General features: G+C 61.3%; 13 protein-coding genes and 1 tRNA gene. 2 read left to right on the top strand and 12 right to left on the bottom strand.

What is annotated here, in order from left to right; all coding sequences use genetic code 11:
* Positions 1–16 precede the first annotated feature (16 nt).
* The 10 genes from rplT to P0D73_RS27495 form a co-directional block, all read right to left on the bottom strand.
* Positions 17–376: a 50S ribosomal protein L20 gene (gene rplT, locus P0D73_RS27540; protein ID WP_006052502.1), complete on the bottom strand. Its 360-nt coding sequence runs from the start codon at positions 374–376 to the stop codon at positions 17–19.
* A gap of 29 nt (positions 377–405) precedes the next feature.
* Positions 406–603: a 50S ribosomal protein L35 gene (rpmI, locus tag P0D73_RS27535; protein WP_028200199.1), complete on the bottom strand. Its 198-nt coding sequence runs from the start codon at positions 601–603 to the stop codon at positions 406–408.
* 247 nt (positions 604–850) lie between these two features.
* On the bottom strand, positions 851–1,375 hold the full coding sequence (gene infC, locus P0D73_RS27530) for a translation initiation factor IF-3 (protein ID WP_074263967.1): 525 nt from the start codon (positions 1,373–1,375) through the stop codon (positions 851–853).
* A gap of 48 nt (positions 1,376–1,423) precedes the next feature.
* On the bottom strand, positions 1,424–3,331 hold the full coding sequence (thrS, locus tag P0D73_RS27525; protein WP_408258855.1) for a threonine--tRNA ligase: 1,908 nt from the start codon (positions 3,329–3,331) through the stop codon (positions 1,424–1,426).
* Positions 3,332–3,582: 251 nt separating this feature from the next.
* Positions 3,583–3,659: transfer RNA gene (locus tag P0D73_RS27520), tRNA-Val, on the bottom strand.
* 119 nt (positions 3,660–3,778) lie between these two features.
* Positions 3,779–6,022: a RelA/SpoT family protein gene (locus P0D73_RS27515; RefSeq protein ID WP_408433521.1), complete on the bottom strand. Its 2,244-nt coding sequence runs from the start codon at positions 6,020–6,022 to the stop codon at positions 3,779–3,781.
* A 57-nt stretch (positions 6,023–6,079) separates the two neighbouring features.
* On the bottom strand, positions 6,080–6,433 hold the full coding sequence (locus P0D73_RS27510) for a RidA family protein (protein WP_132373696.1): 354 nt from the start codon (positions 6,431–6,433) through the stop codon (positions 6,080–6,082).
* Between the two features lie 83 nt (positions 6,434–6,516).
* The gene (locus P0D73_RS27505) at positions 6,517–7,431 is read right to left on the bottom strand and encodes an alpha/beta fold hydrolase (protein WP_408433518.1); all 915 of its coding nucleotides are present in this window, start codon (positions 7,429–7,431) and stop codon (positions 6,517–6,519) included.
* A 286-nt stretch (positions 7,432–7,717) separates the two neighbouring features.
* Complete coding sequence (locus P0D73_RS27500) at positions 7,718–8,359, bottom strand: CoA transferase subunit B (RefSeq protein ID WP_132373694.1); 642 nt, start codon at positions 8,357–8,359, stop codon at positions 7,718–7,720.
* 2 nt (positions 8,360–8,361) lie between these two features.
* Positions 8,362–9,066 carry a CoA transferase subunit A gene (locus tag P0D73_RS27495; protein WP_028200192.1) on the bottom strand — a complete coding sequence of 235 codons (705 nt, stop codon included), beginning with the start codon at positions 9,064–9,066 and terminating at the stop codon, positions 8,362–8,364.
* A 244-nt stretch (positions 9,067–9,310) separates the two neighbouring features.
* Between P0D73_RS27495 and P0D73_RS27490 the strand changes: the two genes are divergently transcribed.
* Positions 9,311–9,856 (top strand): LuxR C-terminal-related transcriptional regulator, encoded by a 546-nt coding sequence (locus P0D73_RS27490; RefSeq protein ID WP_132373693.1) that lies wholly within the window; start codon positions 9,311–9,313, stop codon positions 9,854–9,856.
* A gap of 45 nt (positions 9,857–9,901) precedes the next feature.
* Here the strand turns inward: P0D73_RS27490 and P0D73_RS27485 are convergent, their stop codons facing one another.
* Both P0D73_RS27485 and P0D73_RS27480 read right to left on the bottom strand, forming a co-directional pair.
* Entirely contained in the window at positions 9,902–10,333 is a 432-nt protein-coding gene (locus tag P0D73_RS27485) for an acyl-CoA thioesterase (protein WP_132373692.1), read from the bottom strand.
* Positions 10,334–10,519: 186 nt separating this feature from the next.
* Positions 10,520–11,296 (bottom strand): SDR family oxidoreductase, encoded by a 777-nt coding sequence (locus P0D73_RS27480; RefSeq protein ID WP_132373691.1) that lies wholly within the window; start codon positions 11,294–11,296, stop codon positions 10,520–10,522.
* Between the two features lie 187 nt (positions 11,297–11,483).
* On the opposite strand from P0D73_RS27480, the gene P0D73_RS27475 reads away from it, so the two are divergent.
* Positions 11,484–11,762 (top strand): NAD(P)/FAD-dependent oxidoreductase (locus P0D73_RS27475; protein WP_408433515.1); only part of this gene is annotated, 279 nt, incomplete at its 3' end.

The following is an 11,762-nucleotide window of genomic DNA, read 5'->3' as shown; positions in this document are numbered from 1 at the left end:
ATTGCCAAAAGCGCAATCAGGCTGCAACGGCGGCTTTCACCTGCTGAACGATCGCAGCAAAAGCAGCCTTGTCGAACACAGCCATGTCGGCCAGCACCTTGCGGTCGAGTTCGATCGAAGCCTTCTTCAGGCCGTTGATGAACACGCTGTACGTCATGTCGTGCTGACGCACCGCCGCGTTGATACGCGTGATCCACAATGCACGGAACACACGCTTCTTGTTGCGGCGATCGCGGTAGGCGTATTGGCCTGCGCGCATGACCGCCTGCTTGGCGATGCGATAGACGTTATTGCGACGGCCGCGGTAACCCTTGGCCAGCTTGATGATCTTCTTGTGACGGGCCCGTGCGGTAACCCCACGTTTTACTCGAGGCATGTTTCGCTCCTATGAGTTTCGGTTAAGGGTTAAGCGAACGGCAGCATTGCGCGCACGGAGTTCATATCTGCTTCATGAACTGCCGTCGAACCGCGCAAATGGCGTTTGTTCTTGGTGGTCTTCTTGGTAAGAATGTGGCGCTTGAAGGCTTGACCGCGCTTGACGGTACCGCCCGGACGCACCACGAAGCGCTTTGCAGCACTCTTCTTGGTCTTCATCTTCGGCATGACAACTCCATTATTTGATGGATATGGGTGTGCGGTCGGCCAGTTGGCCATTACCCGCCCTTCGAAACCCACTCCACTTGGTATGCAGACCGCCTGAACCGCCGGCAGCCGCTTTTCGGGAAACGACGCGCATTGTACACACGTCGTTCCGAAACCTGCTGACACCGCACCGGACACCCGGCGCCGCATCATTTCAATCTTTCACAACCGGAGCGCGCACCACATGGCGCGCCACCGCTCCAGCCAGTTACTTCTTTTTCTTCGGAGCGAGCACCATGATCATCTGGCGCCCTTCCATTTTCGGCATCTGCTCGACCTGACCGACTTCGTCGAGATCCGTGCGCAGGCGCTCGAGCATGCGCATACCGATTTCCTGGTGAGCCATTTCGCGGCCGCGGAAACGCAACGTGATTTTCGTCTTGTCGCCGTCGTCGAGGAAGCGGATGAGGTTGCGCAGCTTGACGTTGTAGTCGCCGTCGTCCGTGCCCGGGCGGAATTTGACTTCCTTGACCTGAACGATCTTCTGCTTCAGCTTGGCCTCGTGTTGCTTCTTCGCTTCCGAGTACTTGAACTTGCCGTAGTCCATCAAGCGGCAAACCGGCGGAACCGCTTGCGGAGCGATTTCGACCAGATCCACGTCTTGCTGTTCCGACATGCGGAACGCATCAGCGAGTTTCACGATGCCGAGTGGTTCGTTCTCGACGCCGACCAGACGCACCTCGGGTGCCGTAATTTCACCGTTGATGCGGTGCGCAGACTTATCAGTAGCGATGTTACGTTTCCTCTAAAAATTAAAAAACGAGCCGGGCTGCCAAGTGGCTCAATTGAACGACTGCACGTCCTGGCGCAGACGCTCAATGAAAGTGTCGGGAGGCATTACACCCAGATCGACACCACCACGGGCACGCACGGCTACCGTTTGGGCTTCACGCTCTTTGTCGCCGACCACAAGCAGGTACGGCACCTTTTCCAGCGTGTGCTCGCGTATTTTATAGCTAATCTTCTCGTTGCGCAAATCGGCCTCTACTCTAACCCCTTGTTTTTGCAACGATTGGGCTAAAGATTTCGCATATTCGGCCTGACTTTCCGCGATATTCATCACGACGACCTGCATCGGCGCAAGCCATGCGGGCATTGCACCGGCGTGGTGCTCGATCAGAATGCCGAGGAATCGCTCCATTGATCCGACGATTGCCCGATGCAGCATGATCGGACGGCGGCGGCTGTTGTCTTCGGCGACGTATTCGGCGCCCAGACGCTCCGGCAGCACCATATCAAGCTGCAACGTGCCGCATTGCCACGAGCGGCCAAGCGCGTCCTTGATGTGGTATTCGACCTTCGGGCCATAGAATGCCCCCTCGCCCGCCAACTCTTCCCACGTCACGCCGCAGGCCGTCAGCGCCTCGCGCAGACCCTGCTCCGCGCGATCCCACGTCTCGTCCGTACCGGCGCGCGCGTCCGGGCGCAGCGACAGCTTGATCTCGACATTGTCGAAGCCGAAGTCCTTGTAGACGCTCATCGCCAGCGTATTGAACGCGATCGATTCGCTGATGAACTGGTCTTCGGTACAGAAAATGTGCGCGTCGTCCTGCACGAAACCGCGCACGCGCATCAGCCCATGCAACGCACCCGACGATTCATTGCGGTGGCACGAGCCGAATTCAGCGTAGCGCAGCGGCAGATCGCGATACGAGCGCAGACCGTGGTTGAACACCTGCACGTGACCCGGGCAGTTCATCGGCTTGATCGCGTAGTCGCGCTTTTCCGATTCCGTCGTGAACATGTTTTCACGATAGTTCTGCCAGTGGCCCGACGCTTCCCAGAGCGAACGGTCCATGATCATCGGCGTCTTGATTTCGAGGTAGCCCGCGTCGTTCACGCGACGGCGCATGTATTGCTCGACCTGCTGCCACAGCGTCCAGCCGCGCGGATGCCAGAACACCATGCCCGGCGACTCGTCCTGCATGTGGAACAGATCGAGTTGCTTGCCGAGCTTGCGGTGGTCGCGCTTCTCCGCCTCTTCGAGCATGTGCAGATACGCTTCCTGGTCTTCCTTCTTCGTCCAGGCCGTACCGTAGATGCGCTGCAATTGTTCGTTCTTCGAATCGCCGCGCCAGTACGCGCCCGCGACCTTCATCAGCTTGAAGACCTTCAGCTTGCCGGTGGACGGCACGTGCGGGCCGCGGCACAGATCCGTGAAGCCGCCGTGCGAGTACAGCTTGATTTCGTCGGTGGCGGGAATCGATTCGATGATCTCGGCCTTGTACTTTTCGCCGATGCTCTTGAAGTAGTCCACCGCTTCGTCGCGCGACACCACGCGGCGCGAAACCGGCTCGTCTTTCTTCGCGAGTTCCTGCATGCGCTTTTCGATCTTCTCGAGATCTTCCGGCGTGAAGGGACGGTTATACGCGAAGTCGTAGTAAAAACCGTTGTCGATGACCGGGCCGATCGTGACCTGCGCTTCCGGATACAGATCCTTCACCGCGTACGCGAGCAAGTGAGCCGTGGAGTGGCGGATGATATCGAGGCCGTCTGCATCTTTCTCGGTGACGATGGCGAGCGCCACGTCGCGGTCGATCAGCGCGGACGTATCGACCAGCTCACCATCGATCTTGCCGCCGAGCGCGGCTTTCGCGAGGCCGGGGCCGATCGAGGCGGCCACTTCGGCGACCGTCACCGGATGCTCGTACTGTCGAACAGAACCGTCAGGCAGACGTATCGAAACCATTGCGTTCTCCGTGGTGCCGACCGGCGGCGGCACATACAACCATCAAATAAGCCAAAAAAAATGCGGCCCCACTTTCGAGGGGCCGCATTCACATTTCCTGCAAACTACATTGGCGAAAGTGGTCCTCGACTAGCGTCGCTCCGAAGTGGTTTCGGTCAACGTTCGCGGTGTCATAACCGTATTCGCCTTTTGCGCCAAAGGCGCTTGCTGCAGCTTGCGAAACCCCGGTAAAACCGGAATTTCTCTTTCGTTGGTAGGCTCGATTGGACTCGAACCAACGACCCCCACCATGTCAAGGTGGTGCTCTAACCAGCTGAGCTACGAGCCTGAAGAAACGAGATTATATGGAGCCCCACACTGCTTGGCAAGTACTTTTATGCACCGACTTTAAATTTCTACTCACGTCCAGCGGATACGTCGACGGGCCATGCGCGCGTCGCACACGCATCAACTCTTGCGTGAAGCGCGCACCACCCCTGTGACCTCGCCGAGCAACGTGCACGCGCGCTGAATCTGCGCCGCACTCCACACCTCGACGGTAAATTGCATGAACGCAGCGTTACGGCGCGTCTGCGTCTTCACGCCGATCACATTCATCTTTTCGCGCGCGAACACTTCGGAAATATCGCGCAGCAAACCCTGCCGATCCGTTGCGTCGATCGAAAGATCGACGGGATAAACCGACTGGCCGCGGCCGCTCATCACCTCCGCCGACCAAGCCGTTTGCAACACGCGCTCCGGCGCCCGGTCGGCCATGCGCAGGAACGTCGGGCAATCGCTGCGGTGAATCGACATGCCCTTGCCGCGCGTGACAAAGCCGCAGATATCGTCGGGCGGCGCAGGCCGGCAACAGCGCGCGAGTTGCGTGAGCAACGCATCGACACCGACCACCAGTACGCCCGTGGACGCGCCGCGCGCCACGCTCGCGCCGCTGCTGCGCTTCTCGAATTGCTCCGGCGCTTCGACCACGGGTTCCGGCGGCGGCGCATCGTGCAGCGCCTGCTCGACGAGCCGCAAACTGAATTCTTCCTTGCCCACTACCGAGAAAAGATCGTCGGTAGTCTTGAAGCCGAGCTTGGCCGCAAGCTGATCGAGATTGACCGAGGTCTTGCCTTCGCGCTGCAAGGTCTTTTCGACCATCGCGCGGCCGCTCGCGATATGTTCCTGCACTTCGACCGCGTTGAACCACGCGCGCACCTTCTGCCGCGCGCGCGGACTTTGCAGATAGCCGAGTTGCGGGTTGAGCCAGTCGCGCGACGGCCCACCCTCCTTCACCGCGACGATCTCGACTGTCTGACCGTTTTGCAAAGGCGTGTTGAGCGGCACCATCGCGCCATCGACGCGCGCGCCACGGCAACGGTGTCCCAACTCGCTGTGCAAGTGATAAGCAAAATCCACGGGCGTCGCGCCATGCGGCAACGGAATCACCCGCGCCTGCGGCGTCAGCACATAGATGTGGTCGTCGTCGAGTGTGGCCTGGCGCAGTTGCTCCCACGGCTGCGCCGCGCGCTTCTCGCCATGCTCGCCCTCGGAGACTTCGTCTTTCCACGCGAGCAGTTGACGCAGCCACGCGATTTTCTCGTCGTACTTCTCGTTGGCGGCGAACTGGCCGCCGTAACCACGCGTGCCGGCTTCCTTGTAGCGCCAATGCGCAGCCACGCCGTATTCGGCGAACTGATGCATTTCCTGCGTACGGATCTGCACTTCGAACGCGCGGCCGTCGTCGCCGATCACCACCGTGTGCAGCGACTTGTAGCCATTCGGCTTCGGCCGCGAGATGTAATCGTCGAACTCTTTCGGCACCGGCTGCCACAGGTTGTGCACGATGCCAAGCACCGTGTAGCAATCCTTGATGTCCGGCACGATCACCCGAAATGCACGCACGTCATAGAGCTCGGCGAAGTCCAGCTCCTTGCCGCGCATCTTGCGCCAGATGCTGTAGATGTGTTTCGGCCGGCCGCTCACTTCAGCGCGAATATGCGCCGCGGCCAATTCCTTTTGCAAGCGTTCGATAGCCTGCGCGACATAGCTCTCGCGCTCGACGCGTTTCTCGTCGAGCAGCTTGGCAATGCGCTTATAAGTAACCGGCTCTTCGAAGCGCAGCGCGAGATCCTCGAGCTCCCACTTCAACTGCCAGATGCCCAGACGGTTGGCGAGCGGCGCATAGATATCGAGCGTCTCGCGCGCCACGTCCGGTGAAGGCGTGATTTTCGCCGCCGCGTAGTAACGCAGCGATTGCAGGCGCGACGCAAGCCGGATCAGCACCACCCGAATATCCTGAGCGAAGGCGAGCAGCATCTTGCGCAACGCCTCGACCTGCGCGCGGCGCGCAGCTTGCGCATCGCGGCCGGCTTCGGGCATGGCGTTCTGCGCGGCACGCAAGCTCACGGTGCCGAGACGCAACAACTTGCGCACGTCGCCGACCAGTTGCGCGACTTCTTCGCCGAAGTTGTCGGCGATCACGCGCTCCGGGTCTTGCAGATGCGGCGTCAACGCAAACAACGCCGCCGCCAGTACCGCTGGCGGATCGACGTTGAGCGTGCGCATGATCGACGCCGTACCCGCCGCGTGATCCGCCAGCATTTCGCCCGACGACAGCCGCACCTCGCCCGCATGTTCGCGCACGAACGCCATCGCTTCATCGAAAGAAGGAAGGGGGTTCGGCGTGCTCGTAACAGTTTCGGTATTCATGGTGCGACGGCCCACCGGGCCAGACGATTCAACGGAATTTCAACAACACGTGCCCGCTTAGCTGCGCTGTGCAGCGACCACGCAGATTTCGACCAGGCACTTCGGATTGGCGAGCTTCGCTTCGACGGTAGCGCGCGGCGGCGTGGCGCCTTGCGCGACCCACTCGTCCCACACGGCGTTCATGTCGGCGAAATGCACCATGTCCGCGATGTAGATCTGCACCGACAGCAAATGCGACTTGTCGCTGTTCACTTCGCCCAGCAGACGGTCGATGTGGCCGAGCACTTCGCGCGTCTGACCCGTGATGTCCTGATCCGCGTCTTCGGCGATCTGGCCCGCGAGGTACACGGTGCCGTTGTGCACGGCGATTTCCGAGAGGCGCTTGCCGACGTGGTGACGAATGACTGCCATGACGAATCCTGAGTTGGTTTGAAAATTGATCGGAGATGCGTTCCGCATCGGGCCCCGTCAAGAACGCGGCGCGGAACTGCATATTATGACGCGTCGGCGGCAGGTCCGATAAAGAACTGCCTGGCGATGTCGATCTGATCGGCCGACAAAAACGCCGGCGCATGCCCAACGCCTGGGATTTCCGCACTCGACATCGCGCGCCCGGTCTCGACCATCTTCGCGACGGTTTCACGCGAGAGCAGATCGGATAGCTCGCCGCGCACCACCAGCACCGGCCCCTGGAACGACGCCAGCGAATGCCACAACGCGGCCTCGCCGAGTTTGGACGCTTCCTCGGTGGTCGCGGTAAAGGGCTGCGCGATACGCGGGTCGTAACGGAACAGCCACTTGCCGCCCTGCTCGTGCAGAAGCGGTGTGTTGATCTCGCGCCACTCGTCCGGCGTGAGCGGGCCGAAAGTCTGCGCGAGCAAGGCCGCGTAGTCGATGCCTTGCTGCAGTGTTTCAAACTGCACCGGCTTGCCGAGATAGTCGCCGATGCGCTGCACCGCGGCCGGCTCCAGATGCGGACCGACATCGTTCAACAACATCTTGCGGATCGGCGTTTCCGGCAGACCGGCGAGCCCAAGCCCAATCAGGCCGCCCATCGACGTGCCGAACCAGTCGACTGTTTCGACATTCAGCCGCGCGATCAGCGTGACCATGTCGGCGACGTATTGCGGCACCGTATACAAGTTGGGGTTGGCCAGCCACGATGACAAGCCCCGCCCCGCGACATCCGGACACACCACGCGGTAAGTCCCGGCAAATTCCTCCGCGACGCGGTCGAAATCGCGCCCTGAGCGAGTCAAGCCGTGCACGCACAGCAGCACGCGCGGATTGGCCGGGTCGCCCCACTCGGTGTAGGCGATGCGGTGCAAGCCACCGGCGCTCGCGCACTGCACGTAGCGTTGACGCGGCGCGAGCCGCCCGGCGGTGGAAGCCGACGTGATTTCGGTCATCTGGGTTCCTTGCAAAAGCGCTGCGGATTTGGCTTGGGCACAGCAGGGATCGATATGCGTCCAATCTTCAAACGATTGTAAACCGCTTTGCCGCGCGGCAAGAGTCGGCCGAAAGGCATAGGACGCCTCTGAACGAAGTGCTCCGCAGAAAACAAAGCGGGCGAGACTCACGCCTCGCCCGCCTCGGAACCGCCTTGCGGCCGCCTGCCGCTCACACCAGCCGGATCGGCCACACATCGGCCTCAACCAGCCTCAAACCGCTTCTGACGGCCTCACTGCACGCCATTTAACTCACTGCGCTCACATCGAGCGGCGCGCCCGTCTTCGCCTTGATTTCGTCGACGCTCACGCCCGGCGCCAATTCGGTCACCTTCAGCCCGTCGTCCGTGACGTCGATCACGCCGAGATCGGTAATGATCTGATCGACCACGCCCACGCCCGTAAGCGGCAGCGTGCATTCTTCGAGGATCTTGTGCTGGTCGCCCTTCGCGACGTGCTCCATCAGCACGACCACGCGCTTGACGCCCGCGACCAGATCCATCGCGCCGCCCATGCCCTTGATCATCTTGCCCGGGATCATCCAGTTGGCCAGATCGCCCTTCTTGCTGATCTGCATCGCGCCGAGAATCGCCAGATTGATGTGGCCGCCGCGAATCATCGCGAACGAATCCGCCGACGAAAAAATCGACGAGCCCGGCAGCGTGGTCACCGTCTGCTTGCCGGCGTTGATGAGGTCGGCGTCCACTTCCTCTTCGGTCGGCGACGGGCCGATGCCGAGCAAGCCGTTTTCCGACTGGAGCCACACTTCGACGCCCGGCGGCACGTGATTGGCCACCAGCGTCGGCAGGCCGATGCCGAGGTTCACATAAAAGCCGTCCTGCAATTCCTTCGCCGCGCGCGCGGCCATTTCGTCACGAGTCCATGCCATGATCAGTCTCCTTTCGCGCGGACGACGCGTTGTTCGATGCGTTTTTCCGGATGCGCATTCAACACGATGCGCTGCACGAAGATGCCAGGCGTATGGATCGCGTCCGGATCGAGTTCGCCCACTTCGACAATTTCCTCGACCTCGGCCACGGTGATCTTGCCGGCCATCGCGCACATCGGATTGAAGTTGCGCGCGGTGCGGCGATAGATCAGGTTGCCCGATTTGTCGGCCTTCCACGCCTTCACCAACGCGACGTCGGCCGTCAGCGAGTGTTCGAGCACGTAGTGGTTTTCGCCGAACTGGCGGGTTTCCTTACCTTCGGCAATCAGCGTGCCGTAGCCGGTATTGGTGAAGAACGCCGGAATGCCCGAACCGCCCGCGCGCAGCTTCTCGGCGAGCGTGCCTTGCGGCGTGAATTCGAGTTCGAGTTCGCCGGCCAGATACTGGCGCTCGAACTCCTTGTTCTCGCCGACATACGACGAGATCATCTTCTTGACCTGGCGTGTTTCGAGCAGCAGACCAAGGCCGAAGCCGTCGACGCCGGCATTGTTGCTGATGCAGGTGATGCCCTGCACCTTCGAATCGCGCAGTGCGCCGATCAGCGCCTCCGGAATGCCGCACAGCCCGAAGCCGCCGACGGCAAACGTCTGCCCGTCCTTGACGATGTCTTTCAGCGCCTCGGCGGCGCCTGGATAGACCTTGTTCATCAGTATGTCCCTTCCTTTATGGAAACCCGAATTCGGATCGTTGCGGCTGGTACGACGTTGCGCGGGCCTGAGCCCGACACGTCATTCTAGTCATCCCCGGCGGGCTGTGCGCCCAGGTTTCCCTGCGCATCGTGCAAATGCCCGCCGCGGACAGCTTCGCCGCGTTGTCATGTGCTCGAAAGAGTACGCTGGGCGCGCCATGCGGCACAATACGCAAAAATACATAAGTACTTGCCGCCAGCCCATGCCCGCACTGGATTACCAAACCGCGTTCCACCTCGCTCCGATCGGACTCGTGCTGTCGCGCGAACGGATTATCGAAGACTGTAATGACGAGCTCGCGTCGATTTTCGGCTGCACGCGCGAATCGCTGCTCGGCCAGTCGTTCCAGGTGCTGTATCCGTCAACGGACGAATTCGAGCGGATCGGCGCGCGGATTCCGCCGATCATGACGGCGCAAGGCAGCTACGCGGACGACCGCATCATGAAGCGGGCCAACGGGGAATTGTTCTGGTGCCACGTGACGGGCCGCGCGCAGGAACGCGCCGACCCGCACGCCGCGGGCGTCTGGACCTTCGAGGACTTGAGCGCGACGCGCCGCGTGGCGGTCGAACTGACGCCGCGCGAACGCGAAATCGCCGCGCAACTGGTGACGGGGAAAACCAGCAAGCAGATTGGCCGCGTGCTGGATATCAGCCCGCGTACGGTCGATGTCTACCGGGCGCGGCTGATGCGCAAATACGATACGGGGAACGCGACGGAGCTATTGCAGCGCCTGCTCGGGCATTGAAGCCGCCGCCAGGCAAGCGCGCGGGACTCGTCTATCTATCGCCGCTCAGGCCGCCTTGACCAGCGCGGCACGCTCGATGGTTTCGCGCAGCATGTCCGGCACGGGGACCGACTTGCCGGCCGCGTAATCGATCCATACGCAGCGCGCGGCGCCGCGTGCATACACGGTGTTCGGATCGTCGGCGCGCACCAGCTCGAAACCCGTGTCGAAGCTGCTGCGGCCGGGCGTGGCCACCGTCATCCGGCCGATCACGTCGCCGGGATAATGCAGTTGCTTGAGAAACTCCATCGACGCATTGACGATCACCGGCCCTTGCCCGTCGGCGTTGCTGCCGGCCAGGCCCAGCTGTTCGAACCAGGAAATCCGCACCTGCTCCATGTAGCGGAAATAGACCGTGTTGTTCACATGGCCGAAGGCGTCCATGTCGCCCCAGCGGATCGGCATCGACATCTCGAAAACTGCGTGAAAATCGCTCATCGTACTTCTTTATCGGATTGAAACCAGGTTGAAGCCGGCGCGTGACCCGGCGTAGAGACAAACATCAACATAGCGCGCGCCTTCAGGCGCAGGAAAGGCCGGAGCGCGTAAAACAGTTTCTTCGAACGGACGCTAATCCGGCGGGCACGACCTGAAAACGCGAGCGCCGGCTGCGCCGTCTTGCGCTCAGGAGAGCCCGAATCCGTCGTCGGCGGCAATCACCGAGCCGTTGATGAACTGCGATTCGTCGGCGGCCAGCAGCAGCAGGAGTCCGTCCAGATCTTCCGGTTTGCCGACTCGGTGACGCGGCAGCATCGACACGAGCTTCTGCCCTTGCTCCGTCGACCAATGGTGGTGGTTGATCTCCGTGTCGATATAGCCCGGGCAGATCGCGTTCACGTTGATGCCGTGCTTGCCCCACTCGAGCGCCATGGCTTTCGTCATATGCACGACAGCCGCCTTGCTGATCGAATACAGGCCGATCTGCGGCAGCACGCGCAAGCCGGCCATCGACGCGATATTGATGATCCGGTACGACGGTTTCTGCGCGTTGTTGCCGCGCATGATCATGCGTTTGGCGACTTCCTGGGCGACGAAGAACGCGCCGCGCGTGTTGGTATCGAACACGTATTCGAAGTCGGCGGGGGTGACCTCCGAGAGCTTCTGCGTGGTCGACACGCCCGAATTGTTCACAAGGATGTCGATCGTGCCGGCCTCGGTTTCCGCATGGGCGACGGCCGACTTGATGCTCTGGTAGTCGGTCACGTCGAGCGAAACGACGTGCGCCGCGCCGCCGGACGCCTCGATCTCGGCGCGCAATTCCTTCAGACGCTCGGTCCGCCGGCTCGCCAGCACGACCTTGGCGCCCGCCTGCGACAACACTTGAGCAAAGCGCTTTCCCAACCCGCTCGAGGCGCCGGTGATCAGCGCAACCTTGCCTTCCAGATTGATCGAACGGCCCATTGTCGTTCCTTGTTCGGTTGTTGTTACAGATGCGGTTGACGGGTGCGGTAAGACCGTCACTACGGGTCATACCGTATCATAAAAATAGAACGATCGTGCTAATCTGTGCTCATCTGGTTGCAGTGCGGGTGTGCATCGCCCACAATACGAACCCGAAAAAAGCATTCTAACGGTAAGAGGAGCATCAATGACCCCCGCAAGTCTCATTGAGCAATACGGTCCACGCGAGTCGATGGAATACGACGTCGTGATCGTCGGCGGCGGCCCGGCTGGCCTGTCCGCGGCGATCCGCCTGAAGCAGCTGGCGGCGGAAAAAGGCGTCGAGCTGGGCGTGTGCGTACTGGAAAAAGGCTCGGAGATCGGGGCGCATATCCTGTCGGGCGCGGTGATGGATCCGCGCGCGATCAACGAACTCATTCCGGACTGGAAGGAAAAAGGCGCGCCGCTGACGGTGGACGTGACCGAA

Source organism: Paraburkholderia sp. RL18-101-BIB-B, assembly GCF_046026985.1.
Classification (GTDB): Bacteria; Pseudomonadota; Gammaproteobacteria; order Burkholderiales; family Burkholderiaceae; genus Paraburkholderia.
This window is presented reverse-complemented; position numbering and strand designations above follow the sequence as displayed.